Raw genomic sequence first — 19140 nt, 5'->3', positions numbered from 1 at the left:
GCTCCCCTAAGTAATATCTATTAGTAAGGTTTAACTACAGCCAAAATAACCGCGGCAAATAAAATTAACACTGGCATTTCGTTGATAAAACGATAAAAACGGCTACTGCGTCGATTCAAATCCTGCTGAAAGGTCTTGAGCAATTTAAAACAATAAATATGGTAGCCATACAACAAGATCACCAGTAGTAGTTTAGTATGTAACCAGCCACTTACTTTAAACCAGTCTAATCCGTAGAGATAAATAAGCCATACGCCGAATATTCCAGTCAAAATGGCAAAGGGGGTAACAAAAAATAATAGGCGTTTTTCCATTATTTTTAATTGGTGATGAACTGCGGGTTCATTTGATTCAGCATGGTAAACTAATAGCCGTGGAAAATAAAAAATGCCAGCAAACCAAGCAACCATAAAAATAATGTGGAAAGCTTTAACCCATAAAATTGTCATTCTGCTACCTGAAAAGAACCTTTAGTTAACCTTAACCTCAGCTGCTCCCATGTCACTACGCCAACTATATTTTCAAATTCTTCTTCAAAAATATACACAGAGCCGCTGCGTTTATGTTGCAAAATTTCATAGGGTTCAGCTAAGGTATAGCGAGATTCAACCCCTTGTAATTCATCAAAGTTAAAGGGCGAAGCTGGCTGATGATCGAGCGAGACGTTGTAACTAACTTGCTTAAATACAAAACCACCATCGACTTCTTCACGTAATATAACCGGTCGTTTACCCGCACGATCGAGTGCGCGGCGCAATACCATATCATCTTTGCGTTTTACTAATATAAAACTGCGTTCCATGGCCGCGAGTACACCGGTTTTTTGTAATATGTCGTAGGTAGGTGGGGTTTGATAGTCGAGTTTTTGCATCTCTAACTGCAAGATAAACAAAGAACGGTTTTTGAAAATCTGGCTAGAAATAACATGTGCAGAAACGATAACCAGCATAGCAGGTACAACAATATCTGGATTGTAGGTTAGTTCTAATGCAGTAACCAACGCCGCGAGAGGGGCATTTAAACAGGCGGCCATAAGTGCAGCTAGGCCTAATACACCATAAATATCGGAATAACCGCTAATGTTGCCGATAAAAATAGACGCCATTAACGCGAGCAAAGTACCTAACATCATGCCTAAACCTAAAATTGGTCCAATGACACCACCAGGTATCCCCAAACCAATAGCGAAGAAGGTAAGTAATGACTTACTGATGAAGACAGTCATTAACAACTGAGCATTACCGGTTTGCTCCTGTGCAATTGTGATTGCTCCTAGCCCAGTGCCAAGGGCTTGTGGCACTAAGTAACCAATAATGGCGGTGATAAAGCCCGCCAGCAACAAACGCGGCAACATGTTAACTGATTTAAACGAGCGAATAATTTCGATAAGTTGGCGGTTAAAGGCAAAAGCAAAACAACCAACTAAAATGCCCATAAACACAAGATATGGGTAGTGATTAATGTCCAGTAGCTCGATATTTAAACCACTTAAATCATGTTCATGGCCAAATACAAACCGGTTAGCGGTAGCGCCAACCATAGAAGCCAGCATAACAGGAACGAATATGTGCGTTTTATATTCACGCAGTACTACTTCCATTACAAAAATAACAGCAGCAAGTGGCGTGTTAAATGATGCGGCTATGGCCGCAGCCATACCGCAAGCAGATAAAGTTCTAACTGAGTTATACGGTAATTTTAACCAAGAACCAAGATAACTTGAGGCGCCAGCACCGAGATGTACCGCAGGCCCTTCTCGCCCAACCGAAAATCCACTCGACATAGCGATAATACCGCCAAAAAACTGATTGATGGTATTGCGGATGGGCATCATGCCGTAAAAAGCTTTTAGCCGATAAATAACAAAGGGAATGCCTAAACGAAAGTGTTTAAATTGGGTGAATACACCCACCAGAGCAATTAAACCAGCGCCGACCAGAGGTAATAAAAAACGTTCAGCGCCGTTGAGTGACTGAAAGTTATCAGGTTCATCTAGGTAAATGAGTTGAATAGTTTCTAAGCACCATTGAAAAGCAACGATACAAATAGATGCACTTAAACCCGCTAATAAACCCAACACACTCAACTGTATTGAAATTTTAGGGTATGCTAATTGTTCTCTAAGATGTTTTAAGTGTTTTTCGAACGCCATTTGTGTTAGAAAAGTGCGCTAATTAGTTGCGATTCCGTGCCGTGTTTTGAGTGTAACACAGACTTCATAATATGTAGACGAGTTTAACCTTTTGAAAAAACAAGTTGTAAAAAATTTCGAGATTATTTGGGCAATAAACAAAAAGTTTTTTGCCTCTTTATTTGGCTTATTTCTGTTAGCTGCTGCAGCAGCTATTGGTGTTGCGATAGCGTACAAAATTTTACAGTCAGATATTAAAGAGCTTGAAGCGCTTAATCAGACCATTGACGAGAAAAACCAAACCTTATTCCAGTTAGAGCAAAAGCTTAATTTTATTCGGGTTGAGTTGGAAGTGAACAATATGAGTTTGCAAAAGTTGCAGGCTGAATTAAAACGCGTACAACAAGATAATACACAGTTGAAAGAAAAACTAACTTTTTATCAGAGCGTTATGGCACCAGAATTGGCCGCTGATGGTGTAATTGTTGATGAGTTGTTGATTGAACCTACACTGATTGAAAATCAATATAGGTATAAAGTGATTTTGGTGCAAACCAGCAAACAAAAGCGTTTTGCCAAAGGTTATATCAGTTTAAGTTTACATGGCATTCAAAATGACAAGAATTTATCTATCGACTTTAAGCAATTAGCAGTGGACGATAATGATACTTCATTTAGTTTCCGCTATTTTCAAATTTTAGAAGGAAATTTTGTTCTGCCAGAACGTTTTACCCCAGAGCGAGTGAATTTAGCTGTGGTATTACCAAGGCGAAGTGGTCAAAGTTACAGCCGCACCGACTTAGATTATGATTGGTCACCACAGGTGGTTCATAGAGAATAATAGTTGAATGGTTTAGTCAGGTATTAGATAATAGCCATATTGCTATATTATGAGGTTGTATTAAATGGATCAGATTCCACTTAATTTCACAGAAACAGCTGCGAAACAAGTAAAGCTGTTGATTGAAGAAGAAGAAAATCCAAACTTAAAGTTTCGGGTTTATATTACTGGTGGCGGCTGTTCTGGTTTTCAATATGGTTTCACTTTCGACGAAAACGTCAATGAAGGTGACATGTTAATTGAAAAAGAAGGGGTTAACTTAGTGGTTGATCCTATGAGCTTGCAGTATTTAATGGGTGGCGAAGTAGACTATACCTCTGGTTTAGAAGGCTCACGCTTTTTTGTTAAAAACCCAAATGCAACCACCACTTGTGGTTGTGGTGCAAGCTTTTCAGTATAAAGTTTTTCAGTTAGGTTAGTGATTTACACTAACCTAACTATGTTCCCTCTTGTCCAATTCCATAGCTTCAATCAATTTTTGTTTAATGCTTTGTTTTTCTGATTGTTTAAAGCCAACAACTCTATAAATCACTTGTCTGTATTTGTTCAGCAGTAACAAAGTTGGCAATCCACTCACACCATAATGGCGTGATAACGCAGCTTGTTGATCAAACCACACTGGTAATTGTTGTAAATTGTGCTCGGTTAAAAAATTATCTGCATTTGTTTTATTTGCATCTTGATTAACTGCAACCCAAGTAAACTGCTGTTGCTCAAAGGTGTTAAATAGCTTTTGGTAATAAGGTAAAGATTCAATACAAGGGCCACACCAGCTCGCCCAAAAATCTAGCACTAAATAATTTTGCGTGATCTCGGCTAAACTATTTTGTGCTGTAGTACTAGTAAACTTTTGCTGATAGATAGCTTGAGTGGTAACTGAAGTCTGGCTTTTATTTATTTTGTTAAATAACAACCAAGCTGAAGTCACACCAGTTGCTAGTGCAACCATGAGTATACCGATTGAGAATATTTTATTATTTAGAATGCGCATAAACAGTTTGTTTTTAAGAGTATGCTTTTATGTTAGTTGTATATGATGGACGTGCCAAGTGTTCCTGAGGTTATATTGGGAGACTGTAGTTGAAGTCACATACACCAAGTTGAAGCCATGCCTTTCGTTGGAAAGTGCTAGGGCAATAACTTAGAGCAAAATCTCTTTTTCATGGATGAAAAAGCGAAGCGTACAAGGATGTATTCACAGCGTTTTTGCGAAAGTTATGGCCTAGTAATTTCCGCATGTAGCAGGGCACTAGCAGCGATTTTGCGGACTGCTCTCACTCTAATTGGTGAACCGCGTTTTTGCAAAATTATGCTTGCAGTGGGCGAACTTGCGCAGTTTATTTCGCGCCGTGAGTTTGTGGCAGAGAAGTTCAAGCTGGTTGGAATGTATTTTTCAAAAACGCTTCAAGGCTGTCCATAGCTCGCTCGCACAAGATATCCCTATCTTGTGAAGTTTTGAAAAACACACTCCCAACCATCTTTTTACATCTTCGGTGCTACATGGATTTTTCGCCGCAATAAATTAGCTGGATAAAGCCGACTGAAACGCTGATTTTGCAAAACTTCAAATGTCATGGATGACATTTGGGAGCGACCATGGAAGGTGAACCGCGTTGTTGCAAAATTATGCTTTCAGTGGGCGAACTTGCGCGGTTTATTTCGCGCCATGAGGTGTTTAAGTTATTTAACACCGAGTCAATGGAAAGGCGATAACTTCTTCGATACTCTTAGCACCTAATGCCAACATAATTAATCTATCCACCCCTAAAGCAACACCTGAACATTGAGGCAACCCTGCATTTAATGCAGCAATTAAACGCATATCAATAGATTTTGCGGCTTTGCCATTATGCACCCGCAAAACATTATCATGTTCAAAACGTTTAAGTTGCTCATCAGCATTAGTCAGCTCATCAAAACCATTGGCTAACTCTATGCCTTTAAAGTACAACTCAAAACGTTCAGCGACTCTAGGATCATCTTTGTTTAACCTTGCTAAGCTCGCTTGCTCTGCCGGAAAGTGATAAACAAAACAAGGCACATCTGCAGCAATATTGGGTTCAATCAACTCAGCGAACATCACTTGCAACAAGCCGGTTTTGTCATCGGCTAAGTCAATAATATCGGCACGTTCAATTTGTTGCAGTTTGTTGGTTAAATCTGCAAAACTACAAGTCAAGACATCAAGTTGTAGGTGAGTTAAAAACAATTGTTGGTAGGTGTAAGCATCACAGCGTGGCACTTTTAATACAGTTTTAACCAAGTCAGCGACTTCATTCATTAACAGGGCGCGATCAAAACCGACTCTATACCACTCAAGCATAGTAAATTCAGGGTTATGTTGGCGGCCAAATTCATCATCTCTAAACGCTTTGGCTAATTGGAATATACAGCCAGAACCTGCTGCTAATAAACGCTTCATTGCAAATTCTGGAGAGGTTTGCAAATACAAATCAACACCAGACGCAAAGCCAGGACCACGATAATGTGCGGTTAAATTTTCTAAGTGTAAATCCGTCACACCATGTTGCGATAAACTGGGGGTTTCAACTTCAAGTACCTTGCGGCTGACGAAAAACTGCCGAATTTGCTGAATGATTTGAGCGCGTTGCTTGAGGGTTTCAATGTTTGCAGTTGGTTGCCAAACGTTTGCTGAATGCGATTGAGTTGTCATTTGTTGTTGGGTTTGGAAGGGAACAGAGATAAATAGCTTGGCTCAAAAGACAATTTGAGCCAAGTAAATGGCCAATTATTTTACGCGAGATACATATTCGCCAGAGCGAGTATCTACTTTAATAATTTCACCAATTTGGATGAATAAAGGTACACGTACCACAGCACCCGTGCTTAAAGTAGCTGGTTTGCCGCCCGTACCTGCAGTATCACCTTTTAAACCAGGATCTGTTTCTGTTACTTCTAACTCAACAAAGTTAGGTGGCGTAACTGCAATTGGATTGCCATCCCACAAAGTGATAATACAAGTGTCTTGTTCAACTAACCATTTTTGATTGTCGCCAATTGCTTTTGTGTCTGCAGCAATTTGCTCAAAGGTTTCGTTGTTCATAAAGTGCCAGAATTCACCATCATTGTATAAATAAGCTAATTCTGAATCCATGATTTCTGCTTTTTCAACAGATTCACCTGATTTAAAAGTTTTTTCTAAAACTTTACCAGAGATCAATTTACGGATTTTTACTCGGTTAAAAGCTTGGCCTTTACCTGGTTTTACAAATTCGTTTTCGATGATAGCGCATGGTTCGCCATCTAACATGATTTTTAAGCCACCGCGAAATTCATTGGTGCTGACAGTTGCCATGATAACCCCTATTAATTTATATCCCCGTCACAAATGGAACTGACTCCGAATATCGGGGGCATATATAGTCTATTCGATAAAAAACCGCCGAATTTTACCCGATTTTTTACCGGGGCGCATTATACTTTTTGTCGAACTATCATGGCTGATAATTCATTTTTAATCACATAGCTGCAAAGGGGGTTGGTGACTTGTTGAATTATGGTACAAACAATCAGCGCCAAAGTTAAACCCTGATAACCCGTCAGTATTTGCATTTCACATTGACTCGCAGCGAGAAACAAAAATAAAGTGGAAGTTAAAACGAACATTACGCCAATTAAAGCGCGCAACAGTCTGGTGTTGTTTTTAGCTTGACGGATTAAGCTGATGCAAAAATTTTCTGAGTATTCAGACAGATGTGGGTAACGATATATTAGCCAGTTTAAAAAAATTTGATTGTCCATGTTTGCACTTATCTCCGTAAAATCAGGGTAGTTATTATTAATCTTGTTACTACAACTGCAGTGAACACATAATGTGCGCGCGTTCACATTTTAGTAACTTAGTCCTTGGTCGAAAATTAGTCAAGCAGATTGTAATCAAATGTAAAAGAAAGTGAGTTGAATCTGTTTAGAGTTTGCGGGCAATCCGTTAAAATGGCTGCCAATTTTATTTAATGAGTTGTGTTCATTGCAGTTTGAATCTTGTTGGCGAAAAGAGTTAGCCCAAACCATTACCGACCCCGAGCAGCTACTAGCTGAACTGGATATTGATAAAGACAGTTTTGTTGCTGGGTTTACTGCGCGAAAGTTATTCCCGTTGCGCGCACCAAGGCCTTTTATTGCCAAAATGAAAAAAGGTGACGTCAATGACCCGCTTTTTTTACAGGTGATGACTCAGCAACAAGAGTTTGAGCAAGTTGCTGGTTTTACCCAAGACCCATTGCAAGAGCAAGAAGTTGCGCTACCTGGTTTGTTGCACAAATACAAAAGCCGAGTATTGATTTTATTGCGTGGCGGCTGTGCAATAAACTGTCGTTATTGTTTTCGTCGTCATTTTCCCTATCAAGACAATGCTCTGAATCAAGATAAAATTACGCAGATTGTCAGTTATATTCAATCTCATCCTGAAATTAACGAAGTGGTATTGAGCGGTGGCGATCCATTAATGGCACAAGATCATCATATAGCTTCGCTGTTGACGCAACTTGAACAAATCGACCATCTAACTCGGCTACGTATTCATACGCGCTTGCCTGTGGTTATTCCACAAAGGTTAACGCCTGAACTAGCTGACATGCTAAAAAATAGCCGTTTAAAAGTTATTGTGGTTTTGCATATTAACCACGCCAATGAAATTGATGCATTGTTGGCTGAGCACTTAGCTAAGTTTAAACATCCCAATATTACCTTGTTGAATCAAGCTGTGTTACTTAAAGGGATAAACGACACTGTTGATACTTTGGTGCAGCTTAGTGAGCGTTTGTTTACTGTGGGTATATTGCCTTACTACATTCATTTATTTGATAAAGTAGCAGGGGCTGCACATTTTTATTTGAGTGACGAGCAAGTCAAACCTCTACAACAAGGTTTATTGGCAGAATTGCCTGGCTTTTTGGTGCCGAAATGGGTGAGAGAAGAGGCGGGGCTTATGAGTAAAAGCCCCGTAGTTCTTATTTAACCCCAAAATAGGGGATAAACGAGGGGTTGCCAGAGCCTTCAAAATAGAATTTCTATTTCTCCGGTCTGGCTCAGCACCAAGTTAAACCTTGATGTTGATGTTTTGACCAATCGCCGGATCTGCGGAGCGAGGAGGGGAAACTTCTGCAGATTGAAGCAAATCCATTGCTGCTTTGCCTTCCGCTTCTTGCTGCGACTTTGCTAATTTAGCGCCGCGCAATTCAGCGTCACCAGCCTGTTGGGCAACCGAAGATTGATTTACGCCCGTTGAACTTACGTCCATACGTACCTCCAAAAACATCGTTGGTTAAGGTTTAATTGAGAGCAGTATTACCCTCACGATCGCTATCGGCAGCAAATTCAATTTCTTTAGCAAAAATTTGAATATTTTTTCGGCATTAATTTTCTACGCAATAAAAAACTTTCAGTGCGCGAACTTGCACTCTTTATTTTAGCGCTGATAGTTATATGCAATATAGGGAAATTACTAGAACATAACTTTCACAAAAGCGCTGCAAGTACGTCCTTGTAAGCTTCGCTTTTTCATCCCTGAAAAAGAGATTTTGCTCTAAGTTATCGCTCTAGCACTTTCCTGAAGCTAGTCGCTGCATGATTTTTTCTCAGCGACAAACTGGCCCGATAGAGCCGATTGAAATGCTGATTTTGCAAAACTTCAAATGTCATGGATGACATTTGGGAGCGACCATGGAAGGTGTACAGCGTTTTTGGAAAATTATGCTTTCAGTGGGCGAACTTGCACCCTGATACCAGCCCCCCTAATTGAGAACCGAAAATTACACGTTTGCTGTTATGTGCTGCTAACTTGGCGGCATGGAAGAGCAAGCAGGTTGGGATATATTTTTCAACAGCGCTAGCTATGTGTAGCATACGGAAATTACTAGACCATAACTTTCACAAAAACGCTGCAAGTACGTCCTTGTAAGCTTCGCTTTTTCATCCCTGAAAAAGAGATTTTGCTCTAAGTTATCGTTCTAGCACTTTCCAGATCATGAGCCGCTATAACTATTCGCTTTCTGTGAAGTTTTGAAAAATACACACCCAACAATCTCCTGACATTGCAATTACTGCATGGATTTTTCGCCGCAATAAATTAGCTCGATTGAGTCCACTGAAATGCTGATTTTCCAAAACTTCAAATGTCATGGATGACGTTTGGGAGCGACCATGGAAGGTGTACAGCGTTTTTGGAAAATTATGCTTTCAGTGGGCGAACTTGCACTGAGTCGGTAGCGCTAGTTTTTTCATTCGATAACAATTCAGCAGCAACGTACAGTAAATGACATTTGTCATATTAACTGGTGACAAACATCTCTAAGAAAAAAATCTTCCATTGGCATACTTAACATGAACTCGAGACAACAAGTCTCAAATTTAACCAAACATTTGTTAAGGATATGAAGATGAAAAAAGTTATATTTGCAGTAGCACTTTCTATGAGCTTAAATGTTTTTGCAGAGCAAAATACCATAGACAGCATTACCCTAGCGGCCAACAATATGCAGATGGAAAATCTAGCCAATTTGGCAGCGCAAAGCAGTGGTTACGACCAAGCGTTTGCACAGTATAAATTAGCTGTTGCTTACATGGTTAAACAAAACTACGACAAGCTACAAGAGCACTTAAGTGTATCTGCAGCTATTTTAGAGCAACAATTAACCATTAATTCAGATGATATTGAAAGCATGGTTTTACTTGTGCAGGTATATAGTTTGCACATTGGATTTGCGCATGACAAAGCTCAAGAACTTGGGCCGAAAATGCAAGAGTTGCTGACTAAAGCTAATCAACTTGCGCCAAACAACCCAAGACTGCAACTGGTACATGGCATAATTAAATATCATACGCCTGTTGTATATGGTGGCAATAAACAAGTGGCAGTGGCTTTGTTTAATCAGGCGATAAACAACTATCCGGACGATGTAAACTCAGGTTATCACTGGGGTTATGACGAAGCCTACATTTGGCGAGGTTTAGCCAAAGTAGAGCAGGGTGACACTCAAGGAGCTTTGGTCGATTTTAATCGAGCAATTGAAATTAACCCAAATAGCAATTGGGCCAAAGGATTAATCGCACAAAACAGTACGTCGCTGTAAACAACAAAATGGCTGTTAGGGTGAAAATGGTGTGTTGGTTGCACCATTTTCATTGATAAACAACAAGAATTAATTGAGCATATTATGAATCAAAGCTATCAAGTTGCACCTTTGTTTACAGGCTATAACAACTTCTATTTATGGATACCACTGCTGTTTACTGGCTTCTATTTTTTTCCACTCAGTATGATCTGGCCACATTTATCCACTTTAGAAATTATTGTTAGTTTTATCGCCTATTTTGCTTTTATTACTGGTTATATTTGGGCGCAAAAATGTACCCAGCAGAGCATTCATTATTACATACTAGGGTTAACTGCTATCAGCGTAGCGGCAACCGCTATTAATCCAGGCACCTGTGCATTGTTCCCATATGTAGCGTTTTTGGTTGGTTATTATTATTCGTATAAACGCGGTATTCCTTGGTTGCTGTTAATACTTGTAGGTATTGGCTTTAGTGCTTGGGCATTTAATTTAATTGAGTTGTATTTTTTATTGCCAAGTTATATCGCAACCATACCTAATTACTTTTTTGGGGTGATGACACGCGCTAAATTACAACAAGAGCACGAAAAAGAGCAAAGCCAATTGCACAATGAACAACTGGCGACAATTGCCGAGCGCGAAAGAATTGCGCGTGATTTACACGATTTATTAGGCCACACTTTGTCGTCAATTGTATTAAAAGCTGAGCTTGCGAGTAAATTGGGTAAAGCTGGCAAAGTCGATTCAGCTTTAGATGAAATTGAACAAGTTGCGCAAATTAGCCGCACTACTTTGTCTGAAGTGCGCGCAGCGGTTTCTGGCTACAAAACTAAAAACATCAATGCTGAGCTAATCAAAATTAAAAGCTTATTAACGGATAAAGGTTTTCGCGTTGATGGCAACATAAGTTTGTCGGGTTTAACTGCCAAGGCCGAATCTGCGCTACTACTCATTATTAAAGAAGCCACCACAAATATTATCAAACATAGCCAAGGCAAAAACGTTTATTTTTCTTGTATACAGCAAGACAATAAATTGAATATTGAAATTATTAACGACGGCCAAACCAATCAAACAAGCTTTGGCAACGGCTTAACCGGTATTCAAGAGCGGGTGGCTGAATTAGGTGGGCAGGTTAATATCAAGCAAGATAAGGGTTTTGCGATTCAATTAGAATTTGACCAAGGAATATTTCAATCATGATCCGAGTATTGTTAGCGGAAGACCAAGCTTTAGTGCGCGGTGCATTAGTCGCATTGCTTAATCTAGAATTTGATATTGAAGTGGTTGCCCAAACGGCAAATGGTCAAGAAGCGGTTGAACTGCTGCAGCAACATCAAGTGGATGTGCTGCTAACAGATATCGAAATGCCACTTATGACAGGATTGGAATTAATCGAACAGGCTAAAAAAATTCAGCCAGATATCAAAACAGTTGTGATCACCACCTTTGCCCGTGCGGGTTATATCAAACGTGCATTAGTGGCAGGTGTGCGCGGTTTTTTGTTAAAAGACTGTCCATCGGAACAATTGGCCGATGCACTTAGACAAATCATGCAAGGCAAAAAGGTGATAGATCCAGAGCTGGCTATTCAAGCCTTAGACGATGTTGATCCACTTTCTGACAAAGAGCGAAAATCCCTACGCTTAGCAGGAGAGGGCAAAAAAACCGCAGAAATAGCTGCAACTTTATTTTTGTCGGAAGGCACAGTGCGCAATTATTTATCCGAAGCTATCGCTAAATTAAACGCAACTAACCGAATAGATGCGGCACGAATTGCTAGACAAAAAGGTTGGTTATAGTAACCTGCGCGTTTGGTTATTTATCCCCTGTGCTAGTTATTATTGGAGGTCAATTTGCGTACTCAACTGATTACCCGTCAAGGTTATGAAAAATTACAAGCTGAGTTAGACCATCTTTGGCGAGTTGAACGACCCGAAACCACTAAAAAAGTAACATGGGCAGCAAGCCTAGGAGACCGTAGCGAGAACGCTGATTATCAATACAATAAGAAGAAGTTACGCGAAATTGACCGCAGAGTTCGCTATTTACGCAAATGTTTAGACAACTTAAAAATAGTCGATTATAGCCCGCAGCAAGAAGGAAAAGTATTTTTTGGCGCTTGGGTTGAAGTTGAAAACGACGACGGCCAAACCCTCAAATTTCGCATTGTAGGTTATGATGAAATATTTGGCCGGAAAGATTACATTTCGATTGATGCACCTATGGCACGTGCGTTATTAAAAAAACAAGTAGACGATGAAGCTGTGGTAAAAACTGAGGCTGGCGTGGTTACTTGGTATATTAATGCTATTGAATATGTAAAGTGAGTGAAGCTAATCTGGCTCGATAGCTTCACTGCATTACACACTATTTATTGAGTAAAGCAAACCAAGCTTGAATGGTTGGATTTAACCCAAGCTGTTGAAAAGTTAAGTTAACACCTAAGGCTTGCCACTTTTCAATAAGTTGCATGACTTGAATTGAATCTAAGCCATAATCCAACAGGTTATCGTCTATTGGTAACTCTTCTGCTGGCATTTCTAGCATATCCGCAATATTTTGCTGTAAACCCGCTAATGTTAGTAGTGGATCAGTCGCATCACTTGCAACATTATTCAAAATACTCTGACTATCACAGACAAAACCACAGCGGCCTGAGACAAATTCAAGCGCTTTAATATGCTCTTGTTGGTTAAAATCAGCCACACAGTCTGCGAGCATAAATGGTTTAATGTCGCGCATAAAAGCATCGTTCGCGCTGATCATACAGCCAATATTTGCGTATATGCCCACTATGGCTAATTGGTCTATACCTTGGCTTTTTAAAATATCTTCAAGCTCAGAGCGGACAAACGCACTGTAGCGCCATTTAGTTAAAACAATATCATCATCTGCTGGTGCAAGCGCGGCCACAATTGCTTGTTGTTCTGGTGATTTATTTATACCAGGCCCCCACATATCATTGAGCAAACCGCGCTCATCTAACGATTGATGCTCGGGTTGGGCTGTGTAAATAATCTTAACCCCTTGTGCTTTTAGCTGTGCACGCAACTGCGCAATTTTGCTGATCACTTGTTCGATTAGTGGATTGTTATCGCCATAAAAACGCACAAAGTATTCTTGCATATCGTGTATCAACAAGGCTGCTTGTTGTGGTTGGAAAGTCCATGAAACTTTATTAGTAAATTCATTTGCTTGTGGTGGTGTGTAACTGGCTATTTTTGGAATGCTCAACTGCGTACTCCTAATTGGGTTTGTGTATGTATTAATATGCTAAACGTATAGCTAGTTAAATACAATAAAAATGACAATGGTTATCATTTGCAATAAAATGCGGTTAATTTTAAAAGTTGAAGTGATATTTATATGCAAATTGACAATCAAGCTACAGCACCATCTGCGCCGACATCGGCTCCGCAATGGGTAGAGCATGCAAACGAGCGAACTATTTTATTGATAATTCTGGCACTGAATAGCGTATTTTTAACTACAGCTATGATGGTTATGCCACTTGGCCCTGATATTAGCGATGCATTACAAATGAACCCTGCTTATGTCGGGTATTTAAATGCTGCGGTTACCTTGGCTGCGGCAGTGTCTGGCATTGTATTCGCGCCGTTTTTAGACAAATTTGATCGCCGTCCTTTATTGGTGATCAGCACTATTGTTAAATCTGTATTTATTGTCGCAGCCGGTCTTAGTCAGTCTTGGTTAGAACTGATTGTTTGGTTGGTGTTGTCTGCAATATTTGCTGGGCCAGCGACCTCTGCATTAATGGCGAGTGTAATTGATATAGTGCCACCTCAAAGGCGAGGGCGCGCTATGGCTTTGGTTGGTTCGGCGTTTTCTATCTCGGCAATTGTTGGTATTCCGGTTATTCTACAGCTGGCGCATATGTTTAGTTGGCAGCAGGTATTTATCATTATTGGTGTATTGCCTATTGTGATGTCTTTGTTGGTGTGGCGAGTGTTGCCAAGTTTAACTGCACATAAAAATCAGTCGAAACCGCCTTTTTCTGCGCTGTTTAAGCGTCCTGAAATTATCGCCGCTTTTGTATTAGTTGCTTGCCATATGCTTGGCCACTTTATGTTGGTGCCAAACATTGCTACGCATCTAGTATTCAATTTAGATTACCCGCGAGATTGGTTGGGGGTTTTATATTTTGCCGGTGGTATTACGAGTTTATTAGCGCTTAAATTTAGTGGCAAATGGATGGATCAGCGTTCGCCTGTAGCCTTAATTGTTGCGCTGTCTGTGGTGATTATTGTGGCCATTGTCTTGCTGTTTGTTGAAACCTCAGTTGTACCTGTTATTTTTGCCTTTATGCTGTTTATGGCCGCAACCTCTGCACGGACAAGTTCGACTATGGCGTATGTTTCGCGCTTTCCTAAACCTTTTGAGCGCGCTGGTTTTATGTCGTTACAGAATACAGTTACGCAATTAGCCGCGGGTGTTGCTAGTGTATTTGCCGCGCAGTGGTTATCTGCAGGTGGTGAGCTTGCTGATACCGCTGTAGTGGTTGATTTATCCGGCATGAGTTCGTTGGCATTATTTGCAATTGTATTTATGTGTTTACATCCTGTGGTGTTTATTTGGTTGGTGCGGAAAGCGGGCTGATTTAAATGTATTTCACGTAGGTGCTAATCGTTTCGTGCAATATAAGGAAATTACTAGACCATAACTTTCACAAAAACGCTGTTCTGGATTAAAGCAAATCTTGAGTAGACTATTCATCCTTGAAGGACAGGCCCTGTCGCCGTCCTTGGCTCCACCTCATCAGACTGCGAAGCGGTGCTTCGGTTCTGATTCGCCCCTGAAAAAGAGATTTTGCTCTAAGTTATTGCTCTAGCACTTTCCTGAAGTGAGTTGCTGCTAAAGTCGAGTGAACTTTGTAAAGTTTTGGAAAACACACTCCCAACCATCTTTTTAAATCATCGGTGCTGCAAGATTTTTTAAGCAATAAAATAGCTCGATTGAGTCTACTGAAATGCTAATTTTCCAAAACTTCAAATGTCATGGATGACATTTGGGAGCGGCCATGGACGGTGTAAAGCGTTTTTGGAAAATTATGCTTTCAGTGGGCGAACTTGCACCTTAAAACCAGCGCTATTCTCCAATTGAGAACTGCAAATTACACGTCTGTTGTATTGTGTTGCTAGTTTGGTGGCATGGAAGGCAAGCTGGTTGGGATGTATTTTTCAAAAGCGCTTCAAGGCTATCCATAGCCCGCTCGCACAAGATGTCCCTATCTTGTGAAGTTTTGAAAAACACACTCCCAACCATCTTTTGGTATTGATAGTGCTGCTCGTTTTGAGCGCAGCAATAAAATAGCTCGATTGAGTCTACTGAAATGCTAATTTTGCAAAACTTCAAATGTCATGGATGACATTTGGGAGCGACCAAGGAAGGTGTACAGCGTTTTTGGAAAATTATGCTTTCAGTGGGCGAGCTTGCACCTTAATACCAGCACGCTTTTCCAATTGAGAGCAATAAATTGCACTTTGAATGAGAGCTAGCTTGCACAAGAATACAAGCACATCTTCACCCTTAGCCATTTAACACAGCGCCACCATCAACCACTATATCCTGCATAGTGATATGCCCAGCTAAATCCGATGCTAAAAACAGCACAGTGTTAGCTATGTCCGACGGTATGGCTATTTTGCCAAGGGGAATACCTAATTTAAATTGGCTCGCACTGCCTTCAATAGCAGCATTGATAAAAGAATCATCTTGATATAAAGCTCTGAGCATAGGCGTGTCAGTACTACCGGGTGAAACCACATTCGCCCTTAATCCAAAGTTGGCTAACTCTAATGCATAAGTAAAAACAAAATGGGTTAGCGCTGCTTTACTTGCACCGTATGCCGCCATATTTAATCTAGGAACATGAGCCGCGTTTGAGCCAATAACCACCACATTGGCAGGCTTGCTTTTAAAGTTAGCCGCTAAACTTTGTAAAAATACAAAAGCGCTGTGGCAGTTAACATTGAAGCTAGTCAGCCAGTCGGGCATTGAAATAGTGTCAGTGCAGCCAATTTTTAACACACCCGCGGCATGAACAAAAATATCCGGTGCGGCAATTTCAGGTTGGCTTTTTTTTATATATTCAATGGTTTCTGCTATGTCTGCAGCATTGGCTAAATCTAGCTCGACGGGGTAAAAGTTGTGCTCTAAGGTTTGTGGTTGAATATCAAATCCAACCACAGTTGCGCCATTTTCAATAAAAGACTGACGAATTTCATAGCCAATCCCTTGTGCAGAGCCGGTTAACCAGACAACTTTATTGGCAAAACTAAAGTTTAATAATGACATATCAACCTCAGTTATAAACAGCGTAAACGCAAAGTGCGTTTATCAATTTTGCCAACTGCGGTTAATGGTAGTTCATCAACAAACTTAATTTGGTCTGGAATTTTATAATCCGCCACACCTTGTACACGCAAATATTTGCGAATGGCGACTGGTGTTAATAAATCACTGCGGCTGACAATAATCGCACAGCTTTTTTCACCGAGTAGGGCATCGTCAATGCTAATTAGCGCGACGTTTTGTACATCCGGATGCGACAATAATTCATTCTCAATTTCTTGTGCATCAATTTTTTCACCGCCGCGATTGATTTGCTCTTTTTCGCGACCAACCACAATTAAATGGCCGGATGCAGTTTGTTTAACTAAATCGCCACTGCAATAAAAACCATCTTGATCAAAAGCTTGTTGGTTTGCAGAGGGTGCATTGTAGTAACCTCTAAAGGTATAAGGGCCGCGGGTGGTTAATAAACCAACTTCACCTGTGCCAACTTCTGCACCATTCACATCCACTATTTTTACTTCATCTAAATCACTCATAGGTTTGCCTTGAGTGTTTAGTCGGGTCCATTCGTCGTCATCTAAGCGGGTGTAATTAACCAAGCCCTCCGCCATACCAAATACTTGTTGCAAAGTTATGCCCAATTCAGGCTCTACTCGTTCTGCAACATTGGGGTTGAGTTTAGCGCCGCCTACTTGAATGTACTGCAAGTTTGCAAGTTTATTTCGTTGACGCTTAGCTGCATCTAACCACAGCAATAATGCTGGTGGTACAAGTGCGGTCCAATTCACTTGGTATTTTTCAATTAATGGAAAACAACTGGTGGGGGACGGATCGCTGGCAATCACTAAAGTGCCGCCCGCCATAAATACCCCTAAAGCACCGGGCGAACTTAAACTAAAATTATGCGCCGCGGGCAAAGTTAATAAATAACGTGTTGCCGATGACCACTGGCATACTTCAATGCTTTGGCGGACACTGTAAAAATAGTCGTTATGGGTACGAGGGATCAGTTTGGGTGTGCCTGTGCTGCCACCTGACAACTGATAAAAGGCTACGGCATCTGGGTTTAAAACAGCCTTTTTTGCTAATGAAAACTCGCTGTCTTGTGTTAAGTATTGCTGCAACTCTTGATCGTTGAAACAAATGGTATCTTGGTAATTCTGTTTAACTTGATCAAGATATTCAGTCGTTTGAAATAGCTTATGAGCATTTGAGTAAATAACCAACTTGGGTTTTAGTTGCTCAAGGTAATTATCTAACTCTTTTTTATTGTGGTTAAACAGCGCATTTACCGGTAGAACACCAATTTTGAGTAGGGCGAAATAAATTGTATAAAACAGCTGGCCATTAGGTAGTTGCACTATTGCTGTGTCTTGCGCTTGTAAACCTTGCTGACTGAAAAAGGCTGCAAGTTTATCTACTTGCTCTGCTAGTTGTAGATAACTAAATTGTTGCGCTGGCACTTGGCTGGCATCAATAATGGCAATCTGCTCAGGGTTAGCAGCGGCTTGATCAAATAAAATGTCGGTGAGTGGCTTGTCTTGCCAATAACCCGCTGCTTTATATTTAGCTGCAAATTCTGCAGGGAAAGCTGTATGTGTAGACACGGTTGACCTCATTAACAAAAACTTTAAGGGTTTAACGCATTTAAAAATGTTTGTAATTTTGCGCCAGTTTCTTGGTACTCGGCGAGTGGTGTCGACGCCGGCACTATGCCTGCACCAGCGTACAAACACAGCTTGTTACCAGACAACTCTGCACAGCGAATAGTGACAGCCCACTGGCCATTTCCTTGTAGATCACACCAACCGACAGAGCCTGTAAACAATCCACGATCAAAGGGTTCCAATTCATTGATAGTTTGATGGGCTAAGGCGGTTGGTGTGCCACAAATCGCAGGCGTGGGATGGACTGCATTGAGCAAGTCGATAATATGAATTTGCTCACTTTCTAGCTGACCTTCAATTCGGCTGGCTAAATGCCACAAATTGGCTGTGGCAACTATGCTTGGTACTTCAGGTACTGCTAACGTATTACAATAGGGGCCAAGTGCTTTGCCTATTTGGTTAGCAACATAACTATGTTCGTGTAAATCTTTTTCTGAGTTTTGTAAATAGCGATAATTTTGTTCGCATTCAATCGGATCTTGGCTGCGTTTAATCGTGCCCGCGAGTGGGTGGCTAATCACGCTATCAGCTTGTTTTTCTAACAATAACTCTGGGCTTGCCCCCAATAAATAACCATGGTTTTCCGTTGGTATTAAAAAGTGATAAACCTTGGGGTTTTGTTCAATCAGTTGGCTGACAATTTGTTGCGGTTCAATATGTGTGTCTAACTCTACTTGTAGGGTGCGAGACAGCACCACTTTTTCTAATGAACCACGAGCGAATTTAGCCAATGCTTGTTCTACTGCATGACAAAACTCTGTTTGGCTGGGTACTTCTTGTTGACTAACAACCTGATAATCTTTTTTATTTTTATTAAAAAGCTCAAGTACTTGTTGCTGGTTTAGCTTTTGGTATTGCAAAGGAATAATTAGATTACATTGCTGCTCAGAATGAAATGGAATTGCACCTATAACTATTGGATTGTCTAAACCGTCATTCGCTGCATTTGCCAAAGCTTGATTTATTTTTGTGACTAAATCGCCTTGCGACAGTGAACCCTTGACCCGCTGGTAAATCCCTTTACACAGCAAAAAGTCATCACCTGCGGAAAACAGGCTTATGTGTGTGTGTTGTGTGTCCATGTGTGTGTCCTCTTGAACTAGCTGC

General features: G+C 40.6%; 19 protein-coding genes. 8 read left to right on the top strand and 11 right to left on the bottom strand.

The window, feature by feature from the left end; translation table 11 throughout:
• Nucleotides 1–20: 20 nt before the first annotated feature.
• Both WSC_RS0118705 and WSC_RS0118700 read right to left on the bottom strand, forming a co-directional pair.
• A complete protein-coding gene (locus tag WSC_RS0118705; RefSeq protein ID WP_016957484.1) occupies nucleotides 21–449 on the bottom strand; it encodes a CopD family protein in 429 nt (142 codons plus the stop codon).
• A complete protein-coding gene (locus WSC_RS0118700; protein WP_016957483.1) occupies nucleotides 446–2152 on the bottom strand; it encodes a chloride channel protein in 1707 nt (568 codons plus the stop codon). Before WSC_RS0118700 ends, WSC_RS0118705 begins: the two co-directional genes overlap by 4 nt.
• A 91-nt stretch (nucleotides 2153–2243) precedes the next feature.
• On the opposite strand from WSC_RS0118700, the gene WSC_RS0118695 reads away from it, so the two are divergent.
• Both WSC_RS0118695 and erpA read left to right on the top strand, forming a co-directional pair.
• Nucleotides 2244–2972, top strand: coding sequence for a DUF6776 family protein (locus tag WSC_RS0118695; protein ID WP_016957482.1), 729 nt, complete (start codon nucleotides 2244–2246; stop codon nucleotides 2970–2972).
• Between the two features lie 64 nt (nucleotides 2973–3036).
• A complete protein-coding gene (gene erpA / locus WSC_RS0118690; protein WP_016957481.1) occupies nucleotides 3037–3372 on the top strand; it encodes an iron-sulfur cluster insertion protein ErpA in 336 nt (111 codons plus the stop codon).
• A gap of 33 nt (nucleotides 3373–3405) precedes the next feature.
• Here the strand turns inward: erpA and WSC_RS0118685 are convergent, their stop codons facing one another.
• From WSC_RS0118685 to WSC_RS0118665, 4 genes are all read right to left on the bottom strand, one after another.
• Nucleotides 3406–3921: a TlpA family protein disulfide reductase gene (locus WSC_RS0118685; RefSeq protein ID WP_016957480.1), complete on the bottom strand. Its 516-nt coding sequence runs from the start codon at nucleotides 3919–3921 to the stop codon at nucleotides 3406–3408.
• 735 nt (nucleotides 3922–4656) lie between these two features.
• Entirely contained in the window at nucleotides 4657–5646 is a 990-nt protein-coding gene (epmA, locus tag WSC_RS0118675) for an elongation factor P--(R)-beta-lysine ligase (RefSeq protein WP_016957478.1), read from the bottom strand.
• A gap of 75 nt (nucleotides 5647–5721) precedes the next feature.
• Nucleotides 5722–6288, bottom strand: coding sequence for an elongation factor P (gene efp / locus WSC_RS0118670; RefSeq protein WP_016957477.1), 567 nt, complete (start codon nucleotides 6286–6288; stop codon nucleotides 5722–5724).
• A 119-nt stretch (nucleotides 6289–6407) separates the two neighbouring features.
• Nucleotides 6408–6734: a hypothetical protein gene (locus tag WSC_RS0118665; RefSeq protein ID WP_016957476.1), complete on the bottom strand. Its 327-nt coding sequence runs from the start codon at nucleotides 6732–6734 to the stop codon at nucleotides 6408–6410.
• A 226-nt stretch (nucleotides 6735–6960) separates the two neighbouring features.
• On the opposite strand from WSC_RS0118665, the gene epmB reads away from it, so the two are divergent.
• Complete coding sequence (epmB, locus tag WSC_RS0118660; protein WP_016957475.1) at nucleotides 6961–7950, top strand: EF-P beta-lysylation protein EpmB; 990 nt, start codon at nucleotides 6961–6963, stop codon at nucleotides 7948–7950.
• A gap of 81 nt (nucleotides 7951–8031) precedes the next feature.
• On the opposite strand, the gene WSC_RS0118655 is transcribed toward epmB, so the two are convergent.
• A complete protein-coding gene (locus WSC_RS0118655; protein ID WP_016957474.1) occupies nucleotides 8032–8232 on the bottom strand; it encodes a hypothetical protein in 201 nt (66 codons plus the stop codon).
• 1138 nt (nucleotides 8233–9370) lie between these two features.
• Here WSC_RS0118655 and WSC_RS0118650 point away from each other — a divergent pair.
• From WSC_RS0118650 to greB, 4 genes are all read left to right on the top strand, one after another.
• The gene (locus WSC_RS0118650; protein WP_016957473.1) at nucleotides 9371–10063 is read left to right on the top strand and encodes a tetratricopeptide repeat protein; all 693 of its coding nucleotides are present in this window, start codon (nucleotides 9371–9373) and stop codon (nucleotides 10061–10063) included.
• A gap of 84 nt (nucleotides 10064–10147) precedes the next feature.
• A complete protein-coding gene (locus WSC_RS23390; RefSeq protein WP_016957472.1) occupies nucleotides 10148–11251 on the top strand; it encodes a sensor histidine kinase in 1104 nt (367 codons plus the stop codon).
• Nucleotides 11248–11850 (top strand): response regulator transcription factor, encoded by a 603-nt coding sequence (locus WSC_RS0118640; RefSeq protein ID WP_016957471.1) that lies wholly within the window; start codon nucleotides 11248–11250, stop codon nucleotides 11848–11850. Before WSC_RS23390 ends, WSC_RS0118640 begins: the two co-directional genes overlap by 4 nt.
• 54 nt (nucleotides 11851–11904) lie before the next feature.
• Nucleotides 11905–12378, top strand: coding sequence for a transcription elongation factor GreB (gene greB, locus WSC_RS0118635; RefSeq protein ID WP_016957470.1), 474 nt, complete (start codon nucleotides 11905–11907; stop codon nucleotides 12376–12378).
• 40 nt (nucleotides 12379–12418) lie between these two features.
• Here the strand turns inward: greB and WSC_RS0118630 are convergent, their stop codons facing one another.
• Entirely contained in the window at nucleotides 12419–13285 is an 867-nt protein-coding gene (locus WSC_RS0118630; RefSeq protein ID WP_016957469.1) for an isochorismatase, read from the bottom strand.
• Nucleotides 13286–13417: 132 nt separating this feature from the next.
• Between WSC_RS0118630 and WSC_RS23385 the strand changes: the two genes are divergently transcribed.
• On the top strand, nucleotides 13418–14668 hold the full coding sequence (locus tag WSC_RS23385; protein WP_016957468.1) for an MFS transporter: 1251 nt from the start codon (nucleotides 13418–13420) through the stop codon (nucleotides 14666–14668).
• 930 nt (nucleotides 14669–15598) lie between these two features.
• On the opposite strand, the gene dhbA is transcribed toward WSC_RS23385, so the two are convergent.
• The 3 genes from dhbA to WSC_RS0118605 are packed head-to-tail and all read right to left on the bottom strand — an operon-like array spanning nucleotide 15599 to nucleotide 19115.
• A complete protein-coding gene (dhbA, locus tag WSC_RS0118615) occupies nucleotides 15599–16366 on the bottom strand; it encodes a 2,3-dihydro-2,3-dihydroxybenzoate dehydrogenase (protein ID WP_016957466.1) in 768 nt (255 codons plus the stop codon).
• 11 nt (nucleotides 16367–16377) lie between these two features.
• Nucleotides 16378–17973, bottom strand: coding sequence for a (2,3-dihydroxybenzoyl)adenylate synthase (locus WSC_RS0118610; protein ID WP_016957465.1), 1596 nt, complete (start codon nucleotides 17971–17973; stop codon nucleotides 16378–16380).
• Nucleotides 17974–17996: 23 nt separating this feature from the next.
• Nucleotides 17997–19115, bottom strand: coding sequence for an isochorismate synthase (locus tag WSC_RS0118605; RefSeq protein ID WP_016957464.1), 1119 nt, complete (start codon nucleotides 19113–19115; stop codon nucleotides 17997–17999).
• Nucleotides 19116–19140 lie beyond the last annotated feature (25 nt).

Origin of the sequence: Catenovulum agarivorans YM01 (genome assembly GCF_000281085.1) — a bacterium.
GTDB lineage: Bacteria > Pseudomonadota > Gammaproteobacteria > Enterobacterales > Alteromonadaceae > Catenovulum > Catenovulum agarivorans.
The sequence above is the reverse complement of the archived record's forward strand: the minus strand, read 5'-3'. Positions and strand labels throughout refer to the sequence as shown.